This is a genomic window from Chitinophaga polysaccharea (genome assembly GCF_007829335.1).
Classification (GTDB): domain Bacteria; phylum Bacteroidota; class Bacteroidia; order Chitinophagales; family Chitinophagaceae; genus Chitinophaga; species Chitinophaga polysaccharea_B.
On sequence record NZ_VIWO01000003.1, the window covers coordinates 703,396 to 729,026 of the forward strand.

A 25,631-nucleotide genomic window follows, 5' to 3' on the forward strand; every position below is an offset into this window, starting at 1 on the left:
TGACTAAAAATTAATTATTTAATCAACCAGAATTACCATGATTCCAGCATCCAATTTTTATAAACGGTTTGCCCGGAGGAACCGGCTTTTTAAAAAGCTGACCGTAGTGTTGCTGATGACCTTCAGCCTGGGGATATCCCTGCAGGCAGGAGCGCAAACAATTACCTATAGCAACAAAAAAGCTTCGTTGCAGCAGGTATTTGCAGAGATCAAGAAACAGTCGAACTATGTCGTGATATTTAATCCAGACCAGATAGACGCTAGTGTCACTATTCCAGTCAATGCCAAAAACCAGCCATTAGAAGCATTTCTCAAAACCGTTTTTTCCGGTATGCCGGTGAGCTACAACATTGTAGGAACCACCATCGTACTATTCCGGAAAAACAGCGGTCAACCGGAGATAACGCCCGACGACAAAACGCCCACGCGTGATGTGTCGGGCGTGGTATCCGACGACAAAACAGGCGCCGCACTGATGGCAGTGAATGTAGTGATAAGCGGTACCAGCAAAGGAACCCAGACGGATGAAAAGGGACTATTTACTGTGAAGAAAGTAACAGAAGAGGATATACTCACCTTTTCCTGTATTGGTTACCAGAAGATATCCGTACCTGTAGCCAAACTGTTATCATCCTTTAATGTGCGGATGAAAGCCGCTACCAGCGAACTAGACCAGGCCGTGGTACAAGCATATGGTGTTACCAGCAAGCGCCTGGCCACTGGTAATATTACCAAGATCACCGCCAAAGAAATAGAAAGGCAGCCTGTGCTCAATCCCTTGCTGGCTTTGCAGGGACAGGCGCCGGGGCTGCTGATCACCCAAACCAGCGGTTACGCCAATGCGCCGGTGAAAGTAGAAATCAGGGGGCGCAATTCCCTGGGAAGTAACTTCCTCGGCGACCCGCTCTATGTGATTGATGGCGTACCTCTAACCGTATTGGATTTACCCGGTTCAGTACATAATGGCGGGATTTCTTCCGGCTTTGTACAAGGCGGCTTTTCTGCTACCGGCGGACAAAGCCCGCTGTTTAGTATGAATCCGCGCGATATTGAAAGCATTGAGGTACTGAAAGATGCCGATGCTACGGCTATTTATGGTTCCCGCGCTGCCAATGGCGTGATCCTGATCACTACCAAAAAAGGCAAGCCTGGCAAAACCAACTTCTCCCTGGATATTAACCAGGGATACATCGATGTGCCACACCGCCGTAAAATGCTGAATACACAGCAGTACCTGCAAATGCGCCGCGAGGCCTTCAAAAATGACGGGGTGGCGCCCTCGCCGGCAACTGCAGCCGATCTGATGGCCTGGGATACCACGCGGTATACCGACTGGCAAAAAGTGTTGTTGGGTACCGGCAGCCAAACGTCGGTCATGTCCAGTCTCTCTGGCGGTGATACCCATAATACCTTCCGCATCAGCGGCAACTATGCCCGGCAGGTAGATGTGCTCAGCAAAAGCGGTTCCAATCAACAGGCTACCCTGAGCGCCAACATCGGCCACCGCAGCCAGAATCAGAAACTCAATGTTTCCCTGGGAACTACTTATTCCTATACCCATGTGGACGCAGTATATGCTTCGACTAACATATTTATGTTGCCACCCAATGCGCCTCCTATTTACAACAGCAAGGGTGACCTGAACTGGGACGACTGGAATGCCACCGGCAACGGAAGCGGGTTTCCCTTTGCTTTTCTGAAACAGAATAATATTATCGAAACGAACCAGTTCAGCAGCAACCTGGGAATCAGTTATGAACTGCTGAAAGGATTCACGGTTTCTACCACTGCCGGCTATACGAGTATGACTGGCTCCAGTAACATGTTTACGCCGATTGCTTCACAAAATCCTATCACCAATCCTGTAGGCTCCGCCAATTTCGGAACCACTAAGAATACCAACTGGATCATAGAACCACAGATGGCCTACAGCCGTTTCATCGGCAAGGGCGATCTGAAAATACAGGTGGGCGGCTCCCTGCAGTCGACCATTACGGATGGCGCCTCTGTATTTGGACTGGGGTACAGCGATGATAACCTCTTGCGCAGCATCAACAATGCGCCTATACAAATTAATTCAGAGGCCTATGCCCGCTATAAATACGCCGGGTTATTCGGACGTATCAACTACAACTGGAATAACAAGTATATCATTAACCTCAATGCGAGGAGAGATGGTTCTTCCCGTTTTGCTCCCGGCAGCCAGTTCGGCAACTTCGGTTCCGTAGGCCTGGCCTGGAATGCATCTGAAGAACCCTGGATGAAGCAGTTGCTGCCCGAATGGGTAAGCTTCGTAAAGCTCCGCACCAGCTACGGTATTACCGGTGGCGATGCCTCTATTGGCGACTACCAGTATTTGTCGCAATGGGCTACCACATCGGGCGGCCGTCCGCTTAACCCCTACAACGGGTTGCAGCCTATTGCCCCTATTCATGCGGTGAACCAGGAATACCAGTGGGAGTCCAACAAAAAATATGAGGCTGCCCTGAGCATTAGCTTCCTCAACGACCGGGTTAACCTGGAAGGTGCCTATTACCAGAACAGGTCCGGTAACCAGATCACACGGATTCCTACACCGAAATATACCGGCTTCAACTCAGTAGTGGGCAACTGGACAGCGGTAGTAGAAAATGCTGGTTGGGAAGGATTTGTACGTGCCCGCCTGATCGATAAAAAAGATATCAGCTGGTCCATGACCTTCAATATCTCTACCAACAGGAACCGGCTGATTTCTTATCCTGGCATTGAGCAGTCGCCTTATTATTCTGTTTATAAAGTTGGGCAATCACTCAGCACCGTATATGTATTGCACTACCTGGGCATCGATCCGCAAACCGGGAAATACGCTTTTGTAGATCTCAATAAAGACGGGCTGGTAAATGTTAGTACCAGCGTACCGGCGGGTACTGCTGATGATGATCGCTATGTAAAAGTGGATACCAATCCTAAGTATTATGGAGGCGTAAATAACTCATTTATCTATAAAGGCTGGAGCCTGGACCTGTTCTTCGACTTCAAGCGGCAGATCGGGTTAAATCCATATGTGGTAGTACCGGGCGCCTTTGGTAACCTGCCGGCAGACGCCATACAGGATCACTGGCAAAAGCCGGGTGATATTGCCACCCGTCCGGGATTTACCAATGGTTTTGGTACCTCTATTGGGTCGTCGGATGCTCAATATATCAATGCTTCTTACTTCCGCCTGCGCAATGTGGCGCTCACCTACAGCCTGCCGGAAAAACTGGTGGCCAGGGCGCATATGACCGCCTGCCGTGCTTTTATCCGCACGCAGAATGTGTTTACCATCACCAACTATCCCGGTATAGACCCGGAAGTACAGGACCTCTCCAGTGTTCCTCCTTCCAGAACGATTACCGGCGGCTTATCCTTTAACTTCTAAATCAACGGCTATGCAGAGATATCAGAGAAAAATTGTGATCGCTTCCAGCTGCCTCCTGCTGGGAATGTTGGCTGCCTGTAAAAAGCTGGTGACGGTACCTGATCCGATCAACACCATTTCCACCGGGCAGGTATTCAGCAGTGAAAAACAAGCCAACAGCGCTATGGCGGGTGTATACACCCGTATGATCAATGGTGAAAATACAGGTGATGCGAGTGGTGCCGGGCTGACCAGCTTTGCTGCGGGCCTTTCTACGGTATTGGGCAGTTTGTCGTCTGACGAACTGTATAACTACCGCGGTACTGCAGAACAATCATATTACGGGCTTACCACCAATAAGCTCACTATCTATAACAGCGATCAGCCCTGGACCATGTGGGAAAGCGCCTATATCGCTATTTACGGCGCTAATTCTGTTATTGAAGGAATTGCAGATTCCAAATCTTCTATGCTAAAAGATAGTGTGAGAAAGGCGCTCACCGGAGAAGCGAAGTTTGTACGGGCATTTAGTTATTTCTACCTGGTTAATTTTTTTGGAGATGTGCCACTGGCCATGACGGTAGATTTTAACCAAACGGCCCACCTGCCGCGTACCCCACAGCAGCAGGTATATCAGCAGATCCTGCAGGACCTGAAAGACGCCGCCGCTTCCATGCCGGCCGCTTATCCCACTACCAACGGGGAGCGCACCAGGCCCAACAGCTTTGCGGCTACTGCACTGCTGGCCAGGGTATACCTGTACCTGGGCGATTATGCCAATGCTGCGGCTGCGGCTACCACGGTAATTAATAACCCGGCCGACTATACGTTGGAGAATGATCTTAACAAGGTATTTCTCAAAGGAAGCCGGGAAGCCATCTGGCAGCTGCAACAGTCGCTGCAGGATATGTACCTCAAAGATGGCACTCCGGAAGGATTTGCGATGATACCCGCCGTATTGAAGGTTGGAATGGCCCGGTTTTGCCTCACGCCTTCGCTGTTATCTGCTTTTGAACGAGGGGATCAGCGCCTGGAGAAATGGACCGACAGTACCGACAATTCCATGGGTACCGCTAACCAACCGGGAGTTACCCGCTATCCGTTAAAGTATAAAGTGGGCAGTCCTAACAGCAGCTTCGGTATGCCACCGGCAGAATACTACATGGTACTGCGCCTGGCGGAAATGTACCTGGTTCGCGCAGAAGCCGCTGCCAATGGTGGTCCGGGAGGCAATGCTGCAGCTATCGCAGATCTGAATACGATCCGCAGTCGCGCTGGTTTGCCTGCTTTACCGGCTACGCTCAGCAAAGAACAGGTGCTGGCCGCCGTGGCAAAAGAAAGGCAAACAGAGCTCTTTGCCGAATGGGGACACCGCTGGTTTGACCTGAAGCGTACCAAACGGATGCATGATGTGCTATCGGCCGTTCCGCTCAAACAACCGTGGCTGGGCGACTTCCAGGCATTGTACCCAATCCCTGTACCGGAGATCACTGTCAACCATTTCCTCACCCAAAATCCAGGTTACTAAGATGAGAGCATACTTTTTCATATATGCATGGCTGTTAGCTACCGTATTGATATCCTGTGGCAAGGAATCGGTAACCCCGCCAGGCACTGCCTCGCTCAATATCGTGAATGCCGTAGTAGGCAGCAGCTGGCTGGCGCCCAATCTGAAAGGAGAGTTGCCATTCGACTTCTACCGCTTAAGATTGGTGCAATACGGCCAGTTCAACACCATCAATAATCACTACAGCTCCTATAGCGGGGAACAGCCTTTATGGATATACAACTATCCCGATACGACCGACAAGGATGTACCGTTGCTCAAAATGAAGCTGCAATTGCCCATAGGATCGATGTACTCGCTGTTTGTGACAGGCACGCTGGCGCAGCCGGATAGCCTGCTCGTAGAAGAACACCTGCCATATCATCGCCTGGGCGACAGTACCACCGGTATCCGGTTTCTGAATCTCTCTCCCGGCAGCAGGCCGGTGAAAGTGGTGGTACAGGGCAAGAATAAGCCAGAGGTAACCAGTATCGCCTATAAGGCCATGTCAGATTTTATTATTTATCCTGTGAATACCTATTACGGAGACTATGTGTTTGAGTTCCGGGACGCAGCCTCGGATGCGGTTATTACTACTTACACGGCAACGGGCATACGAAATCCGCCGTTGCCGCCAAACCGGCATCCCTGGCTGTACCAGAACGCCACCCTGGCGCTGATAGGCGTACCGGGAGGTACTGGTGCCCAGCAACAAACGGTAATGGTCGTAAACTATTATTGAGTCAACATTCAACAACCGCTATGAGTACAATACTAAAAATAGAGGGGCTCTCGCACCGCTACAGCAGCGCCTGGGCTATACGTGACATCAACCTGGAAATAAACCAGGCAGGGGTAGTAGGACTACTCGGCTCCAACGGTGCTGGTAAATCTACCACCATGAACATCCTGTGCGGGGTACTGAACCAAACGGAAGGACAAGTAACTGTTAATGGCATCAACATGCGGGAAAACCCGGAAGAAGCCAAGAAGAACATCGGCTTCCTGCCACAGAACCCGCCGGTATATACTGATCTTACGGTAGATGAATACCTGGCTTACTGTGCCCAGCTGCGTAGAATGGAGAAAGGAAAGATAAAACAGGCGGTAGAAGAAGCCAAGGAACGGTGTGGTATTGCCCATTTCAGCACACGACTGATAGGCAATCTCTCGGGCGGCTACCGCCAGCGGGTAGGCATTGCGCAGGCCATCATCCACAAGCCCAAACTGGTAGTGATGGACGAGCCCACCAACGGGCTCGATCCAAACCAGCTGATCGAAGCCAGGAAATTAATACGGGAAATAGGACAGGACCATACGGTATTGCTCTCTTCCCATATCCTGTCGGAAGTACACCTGCTTTGCCGGGAAATAGTGATGATAGAAGGGGGAAGGGTGATCTTCTCCGACTCGATGGATGCTTTCAACAACTACGTACAACCACACAGCGTATTAGCCCGCATGGAAAATCCTCCTTCCGCCACAGAACTGATGAAAATACCAGGGGCTACCAAAGTTGAATTTCTGAGCGACCGGCAGATACGCATTTATTTCGATGGCGACCAGGATATAACCGAAAGGATCATCAGCGCCAGCGTTCAGCAAGGATGGAGGCTGCGGGAGATCAACCTCGACAAAGGCCTGCTGGACGATATTTTCAAGCAATTATCCATTCAATCTCTCCAATAATATTCTTACATGAAGATGATATTCAAGATCGCGAGAACAGAATTGCGTAACCTTTTCTATTCTCCGGTAGCGTGGTTTCTAACAATTGCCTTTATGGTACAATGCGGCATATACTACACGTATGCCTTGTATCCTGTGGCCAAATGGCAGGAGGTGCTGCAACAAAATACGGCCAAGTTCAAAGATTTTGGCTTATCCATGACCAACGGCATATTCCTGGCGCCAGATGGCATTTTTTCGAACGTATTACAGAACTTATATCTTTTTGTGCCCCTGCTGACCATGGGGCTGATCAGCCGGGAAATTAACAATGGCACCATCAAACTATTATATTCCTCCCCGGTAAAGGTAAGAGAGATTGTGTTGGGTAAATACCTGGCCATTATGATCTATAACCTGTTGCTGGTAGGGATTGTAGGGATCTTCATGGTAACGGGACTGATTAACATCCGGCATGCAGATTATGGCGTGCTGTTATCGGCCGCACTGGGCTTTTACCTGCTCGTATGCGCTTATACCGCCATTGGGCTGTTTATGTCGAGCCTTACCACTTACCAGATTGTATCCGCGATAGGCAGTTTCATCCTCATCTTTGTGTTAAGCCGCATTGGTGGCCTGTGGCAGAAGTACGACTTCGTCAGGGACCTGACTTATTTCCTGTCCCTGTCCGGCCGAACCACCAAAATGCTGAGAGGGCTGATCACCACCAAAGACCTGGTATATTTCCTTGTGATCGTATATATGTTTGTAGGCTTCACGCTGATCAAATTAAAAGCAGGTCGTGAGTCGAAGCCCTGGTACGTGAAAGTCGGCAGGTATGCACTGATAGCACTTACCACGCTGATCGTAGGCTACTTTACTTCCCGGCCGGGATACATCGGTTACTGGGATACCACCGCTACAAAAAGCAATACCTTACATGCCAATACCCAGCAGATCATTCGCGACATGAAAGGGGAGCCGCTGGAGGTAACGCTGTATTGTAACCTCTTTGGCGGCGGTGTGAGCCGTGGGTTACCTGAAAACCGCAACGACTACCTCTGGACACTCTGGGAACCCTACCTGCGGTTTAAGCCGGATGTGAAGTTTAACTATGTATACTATTACGATGTAGCTGATAACGACAGCACCCTGTATAAAACCTGGGTGGGCAAAAGCGCGAAAGAGATTGCGGAAAAGATGTGCGAAGGCTACGACATCAAGCCGTCGCTGTTTACGCCAGGCCCGGAAGTGCGCAAAGCGATTGACCTGCAGCCGGAGAACTACCGCCTGGTCATGCAGTTGAAATACAAAGGCAAAACCACTTTCCTCCGCACTTTCGATGACGCCACTTTTTGGCCGGAAGAACAGCAGGTAGCTGCTGCCTTTAAACGACTGCTTCAGCCATCAATGCCAAAAACTATTTTCCTGACCGGCAATCTCGAACGCGATATTACCAAGAAAGGAGAGCGGGAATATAGCTATCATTCATTAGCAAAAGACAATCGTTATTCCCTGATCAACCTGGGATTTGATTCCGATACGTTGTCTGCTGATACACATGATATCCCGGCAGATGTGACCACATTGGTGCTGGCAGATCCTAAAACTACGCTGAGTACTACTACTATGGACCGTGTACAGCAATATCTCCACAAAGGTGGTAATATGCTGATATTGGGCGAGCCTGGCAAGCAGCAGATGCTCAACCCGCTGTTGCAGGGACTGGGCGTGCATATGCTGGATGGTACGCTGATTGAGTTGTCGAAAGATGAAATGCCGCATATGGTGAAGCCATTCATTACCCATGAGGCAACAGACCTTTCCCAGGAACCTATCCTGACGCTGCTGAAAGACGGACTTAAGCATGGGGAGGAGGATAGTATGCCTATGCTGATGCCTGGCGTGACCGGCCTCACATTTACTACCGACAGCGGCTATACGATTACTCCATTGCTCAATACCGCAGCAGGCAAGGTTTGGCTGAAGGCCGGCGCCCTGGTGACTGATTCGGTGCAACCGGTGTATAGTCCCGCAGAAGGCGATAGCCAGGCGCCTTATTATACTACCGCCGTATCGCTTAGCCGGAAAGTGAATAATAAAGAGCAGCGTATTATTGTGAGTGCCGATGCCGATTTCATGAGCAACTTGCGCCAGGGAGGCGCATTTCTCAGTCGCTCGTATTACTCCTGGCTCGACTACGGCAACTTCCCGATATACACGCCCAGACCCAAGGCGCAGGACACCTTGCTGACCATTGGCACTACCGGTGCAGGCATTCTTAAAATCGTATATGTGTGGGTGTTACCCGGACTGGTATTGCTGACAGGAACCGTATTATTGATCAGGAGAAAAAGAAAATAAAATACACAGGCATGATATTGCAAACAGATGACCAGACTATAGAAGATCTCCGGATATTCGGCAAGCGCGACAGCAGCGGCATCTACGACCTGTATAACCATACCCACACCCGGGGAGGTGAAGCGATACTGGGAGATATGTTCCGCCATCCTTTGTCGGACCGGGGGGAGATTAACCGCAGAAGCAGCATCATTGAGCATTTTGCGCGATATAATATCCGGTTCCCATTCAATGCCTCTTTGTTTGATATGGCAGAGAAATACCTGGCTAATGCCGACGCACAAACGAAAAATGCTACGCGTAACGCAGCCCTGGGGGAAAAGGAAATTAACAACGGCGTGAGCGCCGTCATCGAGTTGATTCAACAGGTAGGCGCCTTCGTTCATTCAGATGCTGTGGAAGGCATTGCGGCTTATGCCCGCGAACGCCAGGATATTGTAAGCCTGCTGGATGATCCGGCGCTGGCGCCGGTACATGGAGAAAAGGGAAAAGGCAAGCTGTCGTATGCGGCGGTAACTGCCTATGACCTGCTATTCCGCACCCGGGAGCGCCAGCGCATTGAAAAAATCCTGCAGCATGTATATTACCTCGACGTATATATTTCAGTAGCCAAAGTAGCCACAGAACAGCGCTTTGTATTTCCCACAGCGCTGGAAAAGGGAGGCGATCTGTTATTGTTGGAAGGAGTATATCACCCCGGGCTGAAGAACGCCATCGGCAATAACGTGCGGCTGAATGCCGCAGAACATGTCATCTTCCTGACCGGGGCTAACATGGCGGGAAAGTCAACTTTTCTGCGTTCGCTGAGCATTGCCGTATACCTGGCGCATATGGGATTCCCGGTAGCGGCGCGGCGGATGGAGTTTGTAGTGCTGGACGGTATTTATACCACCATCAACCTGCCCGACAACCTGGGCATGGGCGCCAGCCACTTTTATGCGGAAGTACTGCGGGTGAAAAAGATTGCGACAGAGTTGGGGGCAGGCAAATCGCTGCTGGTTATTTTCGACGAGCTTTTCCGCGGTACCAACGTAAAAGACGCCCATGAGGCTACGGTAGCCATTACCGGCGCCTTTACCAAAAAGAAGAACAGCCTGTTTGTCATCTCCTCCCATATTGTGGAAGCAGGAGAAGACCTGAAACAATATCCGGGGACGGGATTCCTCTATCTGCCTACCCGCATGAACGGGCATACGCCGGAATATACATATACCCTTGAACGTGGTATCACAGATGATCGTCACGGGATGATCATCATTCGCAACGAAGGGATACCGGATATCCTGAAGAATGGCCGTAAACGTGCATTGGAACAATAAAAGAACTGTTATGAGCTTCAATATCGATAAACAGACCGTAGATGAGCTGAACCTGCTGGGTAAATACCGTAACGGTTCTGTATACCACCTGTTCAACCAGGTGAAGACGAGGGGAGGAGAACAGGTACTGGACAACATCTTCCGTCATCCATTGGAAGATGCCACCGCTATCAACGAAAGGGCGACTATTTTCCGCGCCTTCCAGGAGGCGCAGCTGGCGTTTCCGTTCGATGCCCCGCAGCTGCACCTGATGCGCGAATATCTCGACGGCAGCGCTCCCCGCAGTGCCGCCGTAATCATGATAGATACCCTTGTCAAAAAGGGCCTGGCCACGCTTACCCGCGATGAAAGGTATCGCCGGAAAGTACAGGGGCTGCAGGCTACTATCGTAACGCTAAAACGGTGCTACAGTTTCCTGCAAACGCTGCCTGCCACTACCGGTCAATATGCCGCACGGGTGGGCGCCATCAGGGATATCCTCGCAAACAGCCAGGTAGACAAGCTAATGAACATTGATATCTATCAACCACTGTCGGTGAGCACACTCGCCTTCTATGATCATTTGCTGAAGGGGCGTCTGCGCGACGACATGGAACAGGTATTGACCTTTATTTATGAACTGGACGTAAACATTGCTGTCAGTGATATAGCCAGGGCCAAAGGATTCACCTATGCCACTGCGCTGCCGAAAGGAAAAAACAAATTAACGATTACCGGTTTGCGACATCCCTGCCTGCAGGGCGCCGTGGGCAATGATCTGGCTATGGAAGAAAATAGTAATGTACTGTTTCTCACCGGGGCTAATATGGCCGGTAAATCCACACTGATGAAATCTGTCGGCATCGGGTTGTACCTGGCCCACATGGGTTTCCCGGTGGCGGCCGATACGATGTCGTTTTCCGTAAGAGAAGGTATTTGTTCTTCTATCAACGTAGCAGACAACATCCACCTGGGCTACAGCCATTTCTATGCGGAAGTGATGCGCGTGAAACAGGCCGCTGAAGCAGCTGCCAGCGGTAAACGGTTGCTGCTGATGTTCGATGAGCTGTTTAAGGGCACCAACGTAAAAGATGCTTTCGATGGAACGCTGGCGGTTACTTCTGCTTTCGCGGAGTACCAGGACTGCCTGTTCATCGTGTCTACGCATATTATTGAAGTGGGAGAGGCACTGAAAGGGAATCCTAACATCCGGTTTGCCTTCCTGCCTACGGTAATGGAAGGTGCGCGGCCGCGTTATACCTACCGCCTCCAGGAAGGGATTACGGAAGACCGGCAGGGGATGATGATCATCCGCAACGAAGGTATCCTGGAATTAATCGGCTCCTGACGTTTTCATACATTTCAAAACAAATTACATGAAGAGATTGATCATTTCCGGCGCCCTAGCGTTGCTGGCGCTTTGCAGTATGCGGGTATCTGCCCAGGAGAAAAAACTGGCCAACCTGACGAAAGAGGACTTCATTGCAGATTTTAAACTGGCAGTGGAGATATTGAAGAAACAACATCCCAATCCTTATAAATTTATAGACTCCATCAGCTTCCAGCGCAAGGTGGATTCGCTGATGGAAAAGGCAGCGGGGCAGCCCGATGTGCTTTCCTGCCTGCAATATTCACCTGTCTATCTCGTGAGTGATGTGCACACCAACCTGGGCGTGAGCAACGATAATGCGAAAGAGCTGTATAGCCTGATCCACCTGTTTCCTTACCCGGTGGTTATAGAGAGAGGTAAGATATTTATTAATATCAAAGGCGGCCCTGTTCCTTTTGGCGCGGAAGTAACCAGCATTAATAATATGCCGGTGAAAGATATACTCCAGGCATTGTCGGCTTCCGCCTACAGCGATGGCCACATTACCACTGGTATGGACCGTCTGTATCCTAACTTCCAGGTGATGTACAGCCTGTTGTCGCCCAACCAGTCAACGTTCCAGGTGAGTTATATTACGCCCGGCAGCAACGACACCAAAAAGGTAACGCTGCCTTTCGCTGATCCTACACAGGCGTTCCATGCCAGCAAGATGGGCGTATTTCCGGTGAACCTGCTGCAGCGCGCCTACTATATCTACAATAACTATTACGATGATACGAAAACAGGTGTGCTCACCGTGAACACCTTCGCGATCAATGAATCGGATGCGTATAAAGAATTCAGTGAGTTTTTTAAAGAGATCAACAAGCGTCAGTATAAGCAGGTAATCATCGATGTACGGGCCAATGGCGGCGGTAATCCGGCCATCTCAGCACTGCTGTATTCCTTCCTTACCGATGCGCCATTCCGGAATGTATACAACTACCGCACCCGCACCATCGACATTGCCTACCCTGAATATGCGATCGCAGAAAATGGGAGACGCTTGTCGGACGAAGATTTGCAAAGCCAGAAGAACTTCCTCTACCAGCGTTTCGATAAAGACAGCAGCGGATTATATATCGGCAACGCCCGGCTGCGTGACGGTTTGCTCGAAAACTTTCCGCCCGATAAAGACGCCTTTCATGGTAAAGTATATGTGCTTACCGGTGGCGGCACCGTATCAGCAGCCACCTACTTTGCCGCACTGGTACAGCAAAATAAAAGAGGCTTGATTATCGGCAAAGAAACTGGCAGCGGTGCCGCCGCTACCACGGCAGCCTGGTTTATGAAATACCTGCTGCCCCGCACCAAAAGCATACTATCGGTGCCGATGTCGGAGTTATACTTCTTCAACGCTACAGCGGATAAAGGCCACGGCATTCTTCCTGACAAGGAAGTGCCCATGAATAAGTTTGTTTCGTATATCCAGGCCAGTAAGGACCCGGAAATGAGCTATACCCTGGAGTTGATTTCGGGAGAAAAACATTAATTAGTGGCAACGGTTGAGTGGGGGCCATGCGGCGGTAGCTGCATGTGCCCTTTTTGTTTCCGGCACATTTAAAAATGCCGGTTCCTCCCCACATTCGCCGGGTTAATCAATGCTCTGTTGCAATACGTTTCCGGATCAAAATCATCCACATTGATAGATAGAAACGATACCTCCGGTAATAGCGGCGCTAATTGCTGTATGATCACAGTAGATAGATGAGATTTCTGTTCTGTAGTACGCCCTCCCATAATACTGGCGTATATATGCAGGAAGCTGTCTTTTCCATGTCCCAGTTTGTAATGGGCAAAAGCGTTGAGCCGAACTTTAATATCATTTTCGGCAAATAACCCGGTAGATTCCGCGGCCTGGTGCACGGTATCCATGATCAATTCAGGGGATTGCTGTTCCAGCACATTGTTAGAGCATTCGATTACAAAATGAGGCATATCGACAGTGTATTGTGTCTCCTAAATATACGTAAAAAGTAAAGCTGGTCTATGCAGACCAGCTTCACATAAAAGCACAATGGCGTGTGCGATCATCAAATTTTAACTACCCGGAAAGTTTTTACTTTATTATCTCCTTCCAGCTTTAGGATATAAGTGCCGCTTGGCAGCGTGCTGATATTTTTGTTGAGTTGTTTTTCTCCTTTCGGAATAATCCATTGGCGTAGTATGTTACCACGTATATCCATCAGCGTAAGCATCCGGTAAGTAGCGCTGTTTAGGTTAATGGTTAACTGCCCGTTCGTAGGATTCGGGTAGGGCAGTAGTGTTGCAGCTGTGGCGCTTTCCGCTACGATTGCTGGTTTAACATAGGCCATACGGGCGGTAGAAGTATCTACGGCGCAGTTGTCGATGCTGAACCAGTTGAATTTAAAGGCGCCCGATTGCACATGTATGCCGGTATAGCTAAGGGCAGGCAATGTGATTGTTGCTTTGATAGTGCGCCAGGTACCGCCGGTAGATGGAATATTGATGGTACCGAAATTGAACCCACTATGTCCTATCCATACACTGGCAGCGGCGGTAGACGATACACGGATGCTGATGGTGTATTTGCCTTTTACAGGAACATTCAGGGTGTTATATGCCCACCAGTCATTGACATGCAGGTTGGTAAAATCCTGTCCGCCTCCCACATCGGTACAGGTTTCCAGTATAGGACCTGTTGCGCGGTTGGAGGCGCTTTCTGCTTCGTATTTATCATTTACGGAGCAGGTATAGCCTGTTGCTACTACTGCCGTAGCAGATATCGCGCCGGCGCTGGCGGTTATGCTATAAGTCCCTGCTGCATTACCGGCAGTAAATACGCCGGTGGTGTCGATGGTATTCGCCGGGTCGCTGGTGCTCCATGTTGGCTTAAAGGCAAACAGGCTGTCACGCTGGTCATAGCCTTTGGCGATGAACTGCTGAGAGGCGCCTAGTGGTACAGTTACCGTATCGGGGGTGAGTACAATGCGGGTCAGTGCCGGCGGCGTAATCACATGCACGGTGGCCGTATCTGTTATGCCTGCCGCTGTGGCTTGTACCGCGTAGTTACCGGTAGTGCCGGCCGTAAAGAGGCCGCTGGCGCTGATGCTGCCACCACCGGATACCGACCATGCTGGTGTGATAGCAAACACGCTGCTGTCTTGCCCATAGCCGGTGGCGGTGAATTGTTGCGTTTGACCGGTATTCAGGGTAACGCTGTCGGGCTTGATGGTAACGCGTGACAAGCCAATGGAATCGGCGCGGAAGACGCTTAACCAGTTGAAGTTCCAGCCGTCTTTGTTGGATACAATCCTGATGGTTTGCTGCCCCTGTTCCAATCGTACAGGCGCCGACGTAACCGTAATCCATTTCTGCCAACCACCGCTGACAGGCAGGCTCACGGTTTGCAGGGTAACGGTATCCAGTTGTATTTTCAAACTGGCCAGCGAGTTTACCGCTACACGGAATTGCAGGCGGTAAGTATCAGCGCGGGGTACGTTGAGGTCATATTCAAACCAGGTATTGGCGCCGATATAGCTTACGTCCAGGCCGCCGCCGATGTCGGCCGTCGTTTCGGTGCAACAGGCATTGCCGTTGTCGAAGCTCTCTGCCTGTATTTTTACGGGCAGGTTTCGGTAATTGGTGGCCCGCACGTTGACGTTGGTGTTGCCTGTTTTAGTAATAGTGTCCACGGTGGCGGTAGCGCTTACTTTGCCGGAGCTGTTCAGGGTTGCCAGCCCGTTGGCCGTAATGGTATTGCCTGCGCCGGTAATGCTCCATACCGGTGTAATGGCCATGGGATACCCGTTCTGGTCAAATGCTTTGGCGGTATACTGCTGCTGTTTGCCAGCGAGGAAGGAAAGGTCTGCAGGCGTTACCTTAATGGTGTCCAGTACCGGTGTGCCCAGCCCTTTTTGGTAGATGCGTGCATAGTCTACCTGCATACTGTCTGGCCAGTCGGCTTCTACAATAGTACCTCCCATACCTCCACCAATAGCGACGTTCAGGATCAGGTAGAATTTCTGGTCAAAGGGCCAGTCTTTCCAGTCGGTATGTGGATTGGGGTAGGTGAGGATCACTGTGGAATCATATATAAACCGGAGGGTATCCGGCGCCCATTCCATACTGTACACATGATAGGCGGTGTCGGCATCCATCAGTTTCTTGCTGTTGGAAATGCCACCGCCATTGGTCCAGTTATGGTTTTGGGTGTGTATGGTCGATAATACAGTTCCGAAGTTATTACCCACATGTTCCATGATATCGAGTTCTCCACTTTTGGGCCATCCGCCGTAGGCGCTGGAGGTAGGCATGAGCCAGATGGCAGGCCAGGAGCCGCGGGCACGGGGGAGCTTCGTTCTCACATCTACCCGGCCATACAGGAAATCAAATTTACCTTGTGTAATCAACATGCCGGATGACCAGGGCTCGGTGGTATTGCCGTTAGGGAAGTCTTTCTTCCCGGTAATCACCAGGTTACCGTTTCTGACACGCGCATTATCATGTGTGCTATCCGTATATACTTCCTGCTCTCCATTGATCCAGCCTTTGGGGTGAGGATCTATTTTCCATTTGCCGGCATCAGGCATGCCGTTGGTATTGAATTCATCGGCAAATACCAGGGTCCAGTTGGGATTACCTTCAAATACCACGTTGCCTTTTACCGTATAGGAGGCCACGTTAGCGCTGTCCAGTTCGGCGCCTGCCACGGTGAGTTTAAGGGCAGTGCGGGAATAGTTGGCGGGAGAGTTGCCGCTGAGCGTTACCAGGGCAATGGTATCGTTGAGCCGTTGTACGTTGCCGATCGTAACACCAGCCGGCAGGTTGGAGGCTACCCAGCTGCTGGTATGGAGGGTGGAACTGAATACGCCGCCATTTACTTTGGCGGTGAGCACAGCGCCGTTTTCATTTCCCATCCTGATAGTAGTATCTTTTAAGACGATGTTGGTAGGATTGGGCGCCTGCACCAGGTCGAAATATAGGATGCCATTGGCTTTCTTACCATCGATAAACTGTACGGCAATGGTATTAAAGTCGGTCCTTTTTTTTACGCTTTGAAAGTTGAAGGTGGCCTCTTCCCACTGGTTTACGCGGGAGGGCCTGTAGGTAAAGTATACCGCTTTGCTGTAATTGGTGCCTGGTTGCAACTTAAACATGATATCTTCCTGTACGTTGCTATACACCAGCATTTTGAACGTGCTGTTAGAAGAAAGATTAAACGAATCTTTCAGGGAAACGGAGGTGCTCATGTACTCAAAGCAGCTGGTATCTTTGGTGAATTTAGCGACCAGCGGGCTGGTATTAAGCCCGGATGGATTAGGATTAGGTACACCAAATTCTACTTTCCCGGTGGTGGTATTCCCGGCGTAGTAAGTCCATTTGCCGGAGCAGGGACCATGACCTTCCATATCATCCAACAGAAGGTATTGGGCGTGGAGGCGGCTGCACAGCAGCATGCTCAACACCAGCAAGAGTGTAGACATCTTTTTCATAACGCTTCATTTTGGTGGATGGATCAGCCCCGCTTTATGCGGGACTGATCCGGGTTTTCGGATTTTGTTTACGTGGTTAAACGATTACTTACATAGGATCATTTGTTCATCGAAAGGGTCATAAATTCGGGTTTATTACAGCATCAGCACCAGGTATGGGCATCCAGTAATTCGCTTTGGTGATAGTACCGGAAGGTGGCAGATCTCCCGGATTTTTATTCGCATTGGCCGCTTCTACCTGCTCCAGTCTTACGAGGTCGAACCAGCGGTTCCATTCACCGGCAAATTCCCATGCGCGTTCATTTACCACCGCGGTGGCAAAATCAGCACCGGACAAACCTTCTGGCAGGTTGGCCAGTCCTGCGCGCTGACGCACGGCATTAATAGCCGTATAGGCGTCGCTGTTAGGCGTGCCGGCAGACCGTGCCTGGGCTTCTGCATAAATCAGCAGTACATGTGCATACCGCATCATAATAACGGGATTGGCCGACATGTACACGTTGCGCGCGCCCGACTGGATGGTGAATTTTTTATAGTAAGGATGCTTGGTGGAGGTTTGTTGCCAGGAGATGGTTTTACCATCGCTCAGCGTAAACTGTGTACTGAAAGTAGCGTCTTTCCGGGGGCCTGCGGGGAAGTTGTTGAAGAAGTTGAGCTCGGGGAAGAAATCGCTCCAGCCACCTTCATCTTCCGGCATGGTAGACAAGCCATAGAAGGAATTATAGGTGATCCACTGTCCGCGGGTGAAGAGAGTGAATACATCTTCTACGGTACCGCCGGCGAAGATCTTCAGGTAGTCGCCCTGGTAAAGATCAAATCCATACAACGTTTTATTGTCAATCACTTCTTTGGCTTTAGCGGCTGCCAGCGCGTATTTGGACTGGTTTTTCAGCGGCCATCCGGCTTCTGTGAGATAAACATCTGCCAGCAGGGCTTTGGCAGCGCCTTTATTGGGGCGGCCAGAGCTGCGGCGGGCATTGGGCATCCACTCTTCTGCTCTCTTCAGGTCTGTTTCTATCAGGGCGTATACCTCGGCCGGTTTGCTCTTTTTAAGCGTAAGATAATCGGGTGAATATACTTCAGAGGGAATGATCGGCACTTCTCCCCACAGCCTGGTGAGCCAGTAGTAGCAAAGCCCCCGCAGGTAGCTGGCTTCACCCACCATGGCGCGGATGCTGTCGGGATTGCCTCCCTGTACGGCCGTATAGTTGTTGATGATATTGGTAGTGGATTGTATGGTTTTGTAGCATCCCAACCAGATGGGAGGCATCCGGCCATTCAGGGAGGAAACATTGAAGCGGTCGAACTCCCTGAACTCTTCCTTGTTGGAGCCGGCATGCGTGGTGAGGTCATCGCCGCCCATGGTCATGGCTATTTGTGCCACGGAGGTAAAGCCGCTGGTCCACGGCACCAGCAGGCTGCCGTAGGCGCCGGACAACACCGTTTCCAGGCCTGCCTGGCTGCTGAGGGCATCCTTGCCGGCTACCAGTCCACGGGGCTCTTCATTAAGCTGTTTGCTGCACCCTGCCGCCAGCACGAGGCAAAGTACCAGGTATATAGTCTGTTTCATGTTGTATCGTTTAGTCATGACCGTTATTTTTTAAAAACTGAGTGTTACTCCGCCGGTAATGGTTTTCACATTCGGGTAAGTGCCATAGTCAATACCCTGCCTGATATCGCCGGCAGATGAATTGCTTTCAGGATCCAGGCCGCTGTAGTTGGTGATGGTCAGCAGGTTGGTAGCGCTGACAAATACCTTAATGCCGAGTGTATTTTTCAGCGCTGTTTTAGGAAGCGTATAAGCGAGGCTCACATTCTTCAGGCGGAGGAAGTCCCCTTTTTCCAGGAAACGGCTGCTTTGCGTGAAGTTGCGGTTGGTGGTGCTGAACGCCGGTATATCTGATGTTTCATTCACACCGGGAATGTAGCGGTCTTTGATGGCTGCCAGGGTAGCTTCGCGTGCATCGCCGCCATAGTACATGGCTGCGGCGCTGTTGTAGTTCAGGCGGTCAAACCCAAAGAGTCCCTGGAACAGTAAGTTCAGCGTAAATCGCTTATAGGCAACGGTGTTGTTCCAGCCGATAGATGTTTTGGGAATACCGGTGCCGATCACATGATAATCGTTGGCATCAATGGTGCCATTGTTGTCCAGGTCGAGGTAGCGGGAATCGCCGGCTTTGGCGCCGTACTGGCTGGCTTTGGCATCGCCGGGCTTCCAGGTGCCGAGGTAGGTGAGGCCCCAGATAGCGCCCAGTGACTGCCCAGGCATTACCACGAATTCTGATTGCGGCGACATGCCACCACCTATTCTCCGGTTGTTAGGATCAAAGATGCGGGTTTTTCCTTCACCCAGGGAAAGCACTTCATTGCGGTTGAAAGACACGTTAAATCCCGTATTCCAGGTTATGGCGCTGTGGTTGATTACATCGCCGTCGATGGAAAATTCCCAGCCCTTATTCTGTACGGAGCCAACGTTCCTGGTAATAGGGTTCCCACCGAGGTACATGGGTAAGGTTTCCACCAGCAGGAGGTCGCGAGTTTTCTTTACAAAGTAATCTGCGGTAACGTTTACACGACCTTTTAATAACCCGATGTCTATTCCCACATCTTGCTGTTCCGTAGTTTCCCATTTCAGGTCGGGGTTGCCGATGTTGCCCATCATCAATCCCACCAGGTGACTGTTGTTGGTAAACGATGCGGCTATATTGGAATAGGATGAAAGCGTACTATAGGGACTAATGGCCTGGTTGCCGGTAAGTCCCCAGCTGCCACGTATTTTCAGGTTGCTGAAGGCGTGCTGGTCCTGCATAAAAGGTTCGTTGCTCACCACCCATCCGGCGGAAACAGAAGGAAAGTGGCCGTATTTATTATTGCCCTGGAATTTGGATGACCCATCCCGACGGATAGCGGCCGATACGAGATATTTATCACGGTAGCTGTAATTAGCACGTCCTACCAGGGAAAATATCGCCCACTTTGAATAACCAGAGGAAGGGCTGCCAGGAGTACCCAGCGCCAGGTTATTCCACTGGAAGTTTTCATAGGTAAGATTAGAAGCGCCGGCAGCAGAATAATTGTTGGTGCCCTGCTGGTATTCCATCACCGCTGTGATATCGATGTTGTGTGCCTGGTTAAATGTTTTCCGGTAGTTCAGCGTGTTGGTATTCTGTAACACGATGTCTTTGGTGGAGCGTATACTGGAAGAGGAAACATTGTTGTTGGTGATTTTGCCGGCGAAGCTCTTGTCGTCGGTTTGCAGGTAATTGGCGCCGTATTGCAGGTTGAACGTAAGCCCGGGAATGATGTTGAATTTGAAGCCACCTATCATATTGGCGAGCATGCGATCTTTTACTGCCAGCCGGTTTTCGGTGAGTGCTACCGGGTTATAGAACAAAGACCCTACAGGATCGCTGATAACATAGCTGCCATCGGCATTGCGCACCGGTGTGGTGGGCGACCAGGTGATGGCCTGTGCCAGGGGACTGCTGGGACCATCGGCAGGAATATCTACATTTTGTGCGGTGCTATAAGAGCCGGTGATATTGAGAAAAGTAGATGCCCAATCGGATAGTTTGGAATTGATATTGGACCGTACCGTATAACGTTTATAGAAAGAGTTATTGATCACCCCATCCTGGTTCAGGTAATTACCGGAAATGAAGTAAGTGGATTTATCGTTTCCGCCGGAAAGGTTTAGTAAATACTCCTGGGTGGGCGCTGCGCGAAAGATTTCATCCTGCCAGTTAGTGCCACCTTTAGTACGAAACTCCGCGATCTGCGCATCGGTAAACTTAGGCGTGGTTCCAACAGCGACTGCATGCGCATTGGCGGTTTCGGCGAAGTCGGCTGCGTTGAGCAAGTCCAGTTTTTTCAATACAGTGGATGATGACAGGCGGGTGGTGAAGTTGACGCTCAATCCACCTTTATTGCCTTTTTTGGTGGTCACGAGGATCACGCCATTAGAGCCCCTGCTACCGTAGATGGCGGTGGCGGCGGCGTCTTTCAGTACCTGTATCGACTCAATATCATCCGGGTTAATAGCAAAGAAGTCTGCGCCTACAAAACCATCCACTACATAAATGGGATCGTTGCCGCCATTGATAGAGTTGGAACCGCGGATACGTATACGTACGGCGCCTCCGGGCGCCCCGGCGGAATTGGTGACCTGTACGCCAGCCGTACGTCCCTGCAGCACCTGGTCGAGCCGGTTGACCGGCGCATCCTGGAAATCTTTCGAGGAGACAGATGTAATAGCACTGCTGAGGCTACCTTTCCGCTGTTCACCGTATCCCACAACTACCAGTTCGTTGATATTGGAAGCGGAGGGGCGCAGCATAACAGGTAAGTTATTCCTGTTGCCTACCGGTATTTCTATTTTGTTGTACCCGAGAGAGGAGATGATCAATATAGCGTTATCGTCGGGTACCGCGATGGTGTATTCTCCTTTTTCATTTGTCACCACGCCTTTGCTGGTGCCTTTCACCTGGATGGTGGCGCCGGGCAGCGGTTCGCCTTTTTCGTTGGTTACTTTTCCCTTTACTTCTTTTTCAACGATGGGCGTTGTTTCCCCGGGATTGGCTTTCCGCTTTACGATGATCACCTTATCGGAAATAGACCAGGAGAGTGGCTGATCCAGGAAACAGGCGTCCAGCGCTTGTTCCAGGGGAACGTTTTTTAGCTGGAGACTTACTTTTCTTCCCTGCAATAGTTGTTCATCTGTATACAGGAAACTGTATCCGGTTTGTTTCCGGATCTCCTGGAAAATTTTATCCAGGGACGCATTCCGTTGCGATAGGGTAACTGTTTGTGCATACCCTGCTGCATGAACCTGTAGCAGGGTGATGGTCATCAAAAGCACCGTTAATTTCATGATCAGTACCGTTTTTGGAGATAATCGTGGAAATTTTTTGCCCCATGCGGCACAAGTTTGCCTGCCTTGGGAAAAAAGCATCAATTGCATACATTTGTATGGTTTGGGTAAATAATGAATAATTGTCACAAGCGATTTACATACAGACCCAGGCTTTACCGGGAGCGGTGCAACGCTTCCGGTTTTTTTGTGCCTGTATGGGTAAAGGGATAGTGGAACTTAAGGACTCATGATACCAGTTGTTTTAACGTATAGGTAAATGTCAGGGTGACACGATAATCTGTCTTCCCCTGATCTCGAAATGCGCTTCTCCTGTCATTTCCATCATTTTTAATACCTGGGATACCGGTACATTTCTCGGTATGATACCGCGGAAGTGCGCGGTAACAGGCGCTTTATACACCACCTCCATATTATACCAGCGCGCAATGAGGCGCATGGCGGAAGCAATGTCGTTGCCTTCCAGTTGTATGAACCCGTTTTTCCAGGCGATGGCTTCTTCTGTATTCACATGCGGCACGATGGCCAGTTGGTGGTTTTGTTTATCGAGCTGGGCGCCTTGTCCCGGGGCCAGCTGTTGACTGCTACGGTGGTTGCTTACTTTTACGGCGCCTTCCAGCAGGGTAGTCTTCATCAGGCCTTCGTCTTCATATGCCATGATATTGAACTGGGTGCCGAGTACTGTCACTTCGAGGCTGTCGCCCCCGGTGCGTGTTGTTACCCTGAATGGCATGGCGGCATTGGGCGTCACGTCGAAATAGGCTTCCCCGGTGAGTTCCACCTGCCTGCTGCGACCACTGAAAGCAACGGGATACTTGAGGGAGCTGGCGGCATTCAGCCATACTTTAGTGCCATCGGGCAGGGTCACCTGGAATTGTCCGCCCCTCGGCGTGCTTAAGGTGTTGTAGGAAAGCGCTCCGGAAGTATTGGAGTTGCCTGCTCCTGCGGTATACATTAATTGTCCGCCGGAAGGCCTGCTGATCCGGGTGTTGCCCTGTTGTGCCAACGGTTCGCCACCAGTGCTATCCAAAGGTACCTGGGTACCATCTGCGAGGGTTAGCATGGCTTTGTTGCCGCCAGGCGCCATATCGTTTTTGAGCACAGGCGTAGTGCTGGCAACAGCAGGCGCTTGCCGCGACTTATGCTGCCACGCATACCAGCCCGCTGATAACAATAGCAGCACAGCCGCAGCAGCGGGTATCCAGCGTAGCGGGCGGCGGGTGGGCAGGGGAATAATCGGTGTGTGTGGGGTGAGCTGATCTGCTGCCAGTATTTTATTGGCGATATGATCCCAGTAGTCGGGATCATAGCTGTCGGCCGGCAGATCGTCGGGTAACAGCATTTCCAGCTGCTGCGCAACATCTCCGGTAAGGTCATCCCTGACCAGGTCGGACAGTTCCTGCAGCTCTGCATCAGTGGCTGAGTGGTTCAACGCCTGCCGGAGCAGGTAGGTAAGACGCTCTTGTATCAACAATTCTTGGTTGTTTTATAGTTCTAAACGTGGATAACGTGGTATTTTATGCAACGTGAAAAGGTCCCTTCTATATCAACAGACGCGCAAGCGATCATCTAGGACCTATGGTCCCGAAATTTTTTTTTAGAGCCGCAATAACCACCATATCAGGGCGGGGATCAGATGACCCGATGCTTCCAGGTGCTTGCGGATAGCTTGTAGTGAGCGTACCAGGGAATTTTTTACGGTGTTGGAGGAAAGGGAAAGTTGTTGGGCTATCTCCGGTATCTTCAGTCCCTGCTCCCGGCTGAGCCGGTAAATTTGTTGGGCCCTGGGCGGAAGTTGGGCTACGGCAATGCCTACTTGTTTTATCATAGACGCATAGGCCATATTTTCCTCCATGCTGAAGGCCGGCTCTATGGGCGCCAGCGTGTTCAGTGCCTTGTGATGTACCGCCTGTTTGCGTAGATAGGTAAATGACTGGTAAAAAACAATACGCAGCATCCAGGATCGCGGCTGCTCGATGTCGGGCAGCTTGTCGCGACTAATCCATAACCGGAGGAAGGTTTCCTGGATAATATCTTCCGTAACAGCCGCTGTTTTAGTGATGTGCTGGGCTATGGCGCGGAATTGTGGTACATATATATGGAAAAGCTTCCTGAAAGCGGTTTCATCGCCTTCAGAGATTGCCTGGAAGAGTTCTTTATCATTATATGATTGCGCATGCATGCCGGATAGCCCCTGTCGCTAAAGTAGCAAAATCTTATGGAAGATTTTTAATTTCCCGGGAATGACAGGGTAGTGAACGTTTTTAATAATGCATATCGAAACGCCTTAAAGTTATCTCTTCCGGCGCTTCCGATAAAAAGATTATCTTGGCTATTACTTATCCCCTGTTTGAAAATGAATATTAAATCCCTGCTCCCTTTTGAGCAATACGTCTTCGTTACGAAGCTGAGCATACCCGAAATAAGTAAACGGATGATAGATAGTACTGCGCCCAGGACGAGACTTTTTTCGCTTCCCGAACAGCCTGCGGCAGGTAAATTATTTACAGGGACTGTATCCGGTAACCAATTTGAGTTAGCGAGAATCATTCAGTATAGGAACTCTTTCCTGCCAGTCATAAAAGGAGAGATGAATACCTACCTGGGAAAAACGGAGGTATCTGTCCGGCAGGCGCCGGCGCTGGCCGTGCTTATTTTTATGGGATTGTGGATGGGCATTGTTACCCTGGTATGCATCGGAATGCTGTCGTATGGCATTACCCATTTACATCTATTGAAGCCGGGGCTAGCAATAATGCCTTCCCTGGTTCCCTTTTTTATGTGGATAGGAGGGGCTGCCATGGTGTCTATTGGGTTTAAGTCGGAGAGTGGGAAAGCGAAGAAGCTGTTGTTGGAGTTATTGGAGGGAGAGGTGGTTGGTTAGGAGGCATCGTAGGCCTCGACCAAGTCGCAGATCAGCTGTTGGTGATTTTCAACAAATGAAGGATGTTCATCTAGCTCATCTACATAGAAAAAGTCTACCGAATTATTCTTTTTATCTATCGGCCTGGCATGCCATAGGTCCAATCCCATTATTATGAGTTTACCGGGTAAAGATGGATGCTTATTTTTCCGCGCTTTCGTTCATGCCATATATCTGCAGGGAAAATCACGTAAAAGCAGGATTTTATGTCTGTTTGATTTAGTATAAATTGTTAGCATTTCTAATCACTAAAACCGGTAATTTATGAAAAAGAAACCCATTGCCAAATTGAAATTGGCTACAATCAAAGTTGCTGTGCTTAGTCAAACTGTTGTAATGGAAGATCATAACCGCACCTTGCCGATTACGCAGCACAAAACCTGTCCTGCTACTTATTGGGTATGCTAGTACTGTAGGTAACCTATTTGTCAGCAATGACAACCGGCGCATGGGATCCCATGCGCCGGCTATTTTTTAACAACGCTATGACTTATAATAATTCCGCTGTGCATTCATAATATCCACATTCCGGTCCCGTTTAAACTGTTTGATCTGTTCCCGTTGTAGTAACCATCGCCACCATCACCACGGTTAATAATGATTGTACGGTGTCCCCAGCTAGGCGTTTTGCAGGATGAGAAAGGGCCATCGCTGCTGCAGTATGCGCTGCAAACAAGAGGTGTAAAAGCAGATACCATTCAATTATTACGGGAGGCGAATATTCCCTTTCCAGTGTATGGACAATGAATAATGATTAC

At 50.2% G+C, this 25,631-nt stretch carries 18 protein-coding genes; 11 read left to right on the top strand and 7 right to left on the bottom strand.

Features of this window, described 5'->3' with window-relative positions:
* Window positions 1–37: 37 nt before the first annotated feature.
* From FHW36_RS14415 to FHW36_RS14450, 8 genes are read left to right on the top strand one after another with little or no spacing between them, the layout of a single operon-like run.
* A complete protein-coding gene (locus FHW36_RS14415; protein WP_145670060.1) occupies window positions 38–3,400 on the top strand; it encodes a SusC/RagA family TonB-linked outer membrane protein in 3,363 nt (1,120 codons plus the stop codon).
* A 10-nt stretch (window positions 3,401–3,410) separates the two neighbouring features.
* The gene (locus FHW36_RS14420) at window positions 3,411–4,907 is read left to right on the top strand and encodes a RagB/SusD family nutrient uptake outer membrane protein (protein ID WP_145670062.1); all 1,497 of its coding nucleotides are present in this window, start codon (window positions 3,411–3,413) and stop codon (window positions 4,905–4,907) included.
* A 1-nt stretch (window position 4,908) separates the two neighbouring features.
* Window positions 4,909–5,667 carry a DUF4397 domain-containing protein gene (locus FHW36_RS14425; RefSeq protein ID WP_145670064.1) on the top strand — a complete coding sequence of 253 codons (759 nt, stop codon included), beginning with the start codon at window positions 4,909–4,911 and terminating at the stop codon, window positions 5,665–5,667.
* 20 nt (window positions 5,668–5,687) lie between these two features.
* On the top strand, window positions 5,688–6,614 hold the full coding sequence (locus FHW36_RS14430) for an ABC transporter ATP-binding protein (RefSeq protein ID WP_145670066.1): 927 nt from the start codon (window positions 5,688–5,690) through the stop codon (window positions 6,612–6,614).
* Between the two features lie 9 nt (window positions 6,615–6,623).
* Entirely contained in the window at window positions 6,624–8,957 is a 2,334-nt protein-coding gene (locus FHW36_RS14435) for a Gldg family protein (RefSeq protein ID WP_145670069.1), read from the top strand.
* A gap of 11 nt (window positions 8,958–8,968) precedes the next feature.
* Window positions 8,969–10,276 carry a MutS-related protein gene (locus FHW36_RS14440; RefSeq protein ID WP_145670071.1) on the top strand — a complete coding sequence of 436 codons (1,308 nt, stop codon included), beginning with the start codon at window positions 8,969–8,971 and terminating at the stop codon, window positions 10,274–10,276.
* Window positions 10,277–10,286: 10 nt separating this feature from the next.
* Window positions 10,287–11,603 (top strand): MutS-related protein, encoded by a 1,317-nt coding sequence (locus tag FHW36_RS14445; protein ID WP_145670073.1) that lies wholly within the window; start codon window positions 10,287–10,289, stop codon window positions 11,601–11,603.
* Window positions 11,604–11,631: 28 nt separating this feature from the next.
* Window positions 11,632–13,116: a S41 family peptidase gene (locus FHW36_RS14450; protein WP_145670074.1), complete on the top strand. Its 1,485-nt coding sequence runs from the start codon at window positions 11,632–11,634 to the stop codon at window positions 13,114–13,116.
* A gap of 68 nt (window positions 13,117–13,184) precedes the next feature.
* On the opposite strand, the gene FHW36_RS14455 is transcribed toward FHW36_RS14450, so the two are convergent.
* From FHW36_RS14455 to FHW36_RS14480, 6 genes are all read right to left on the bottom strand, one after another.
* On the bottom strand, window positions 13,185–13,562 hold the full coding sequence (locus FHW36_RS14455; protein WP_145670076.1) for a 5-carboxymethyl-2-hydroxymuconate Delta-isomerase: 378 nt from the start codon (window positions 13,560–13,562) through the stop codon (window positions 13,185–13,187).
* Between the two features lie 95 nt (window positions 13,563–13,657).
* Window positions 13,658–17,080 carry a carbohydrate-binding protein gene (locus tag FHW36_RS14460; protein ID WP_145670078.1) on the bottom strand — a complete coding sequence of 1,141 codons (3,423 nt, stop codon included), beginning with the start codon at window positions 17,078–17,080 and terminating at the stop codon, window positions 13,658–13,660.
* 118 nt (window positions 17,081–17,198) lie between these two features.
* A complete protein-coding gene (locus FHW36_RS14465; protein ID WP_145670080.1) occupies window positions 17,199–18,650 on the bottom strand; it encodes a RagB/SusD family nutrient uptake outer membrane protein in 1,452 nt (483 codons plus the stop codon).
* A 30-nt stretch (window positions 18,651–18,680) separates the two neighbouring features.
* Window positions 18,681–21,950, bottom strand: coding sequence for a TonB-dependent receptor (locus FHW36_RS14470; protein WP_186452443.1), 3,270 nt, complete (start codon window positions 21,948–21,950; stop codon window positions 18,681–18,683).
* Window positions 21,951–22,212: 262 nt separating this feature from the next.
* The gene (locus FHW36_RS14475; protein WP_145670083.1) at window positions 22,213–23,424 is read right to left on the bottom strand and encodes a FecR family protein; all 1,212 of its coding nucleotides are present in this window, start codon (window positions 23,422–23,424) and stop codon (window positions 22,213–22,215) included.
* A gap of 123 nt (window positions 23,425–23,547) precedes the next feature.
* Complete coding sequence (locus FHW36_RS14480; RefSeq protein ID WP_145670084.1) at window positions 23,548–24,132, bottom strand: RNA polymerase sigma factor; 585 nt, start codon at window positions 24,130–24,132, stop codon at window positions 23,548–23,550.
* Between the two features lie 174 nt (window positions 24,133–24,306).
* Between FHW36_RS14480 and FHW36_RS14485 the strand changes: the two genes are divergently transcribed.
* Window positions 24,307–24,834 (top strand): hypothetical protein, encoded by a 528-nt coding sequence (locus FHW36_RS14485; protein ID WP_145670085.1) that lies wholly within the window; start codon window positions 24,307–24,309, stop codon window positions 24,832–24,834.
* Here the strand turns inward: FHW36_RS14485 and FHW36_RS30520 are convergent.
* The gene (locus tag FHW36_RS30520) at window positions 24,831–24,983 is read right to left on the bottom strand and encodes a hypothetical protein (protein WP_186452444.1); all 153 of its coding nucleotides are present in this window, start codon (window positions 24,981–24,983) and stop codon (window positions 24,831–24,833) included. The genes FHW36_RS14485 and FHW36_RS30520 overlap by 4 nt on opposite strands.
* A 154-nt stretch (window positions 24,984–25,137) precedes the next feature.
* Here FHW36_RS30520 and FHW36_RS30525 point away from each other — a divergent pair, with 154 nt between their 5' ends.
* Both FHW36_RS30525 and FHW36_RS30530 read left to right on the top strand, forming a co-directional pair.
* Window positions 25,138–25,281, top strand: coding sequence for a hypothetical protein (locus tag FHW36_RS30525; protein WP_186452445.1), 144 nt, complete (start codon window positions 25,138–25,140; stop codon window positions 25,279–25,281).
* Between the two features lie 189 nt (window positions 25,282–25,470).
* On the top strand, window positions 25,471–25,620 hold the full coding sequence (locus FHW36_RS30530) for a hypothetical protein (RefSeq protein WP_186452446.1): 150 nt from the start codon (window positions 25,471–25,473) through the stop codon (window positions 25,618–25,620).
* Window positions 25,621–25,631: the final 11 nt, after the last annotated feature.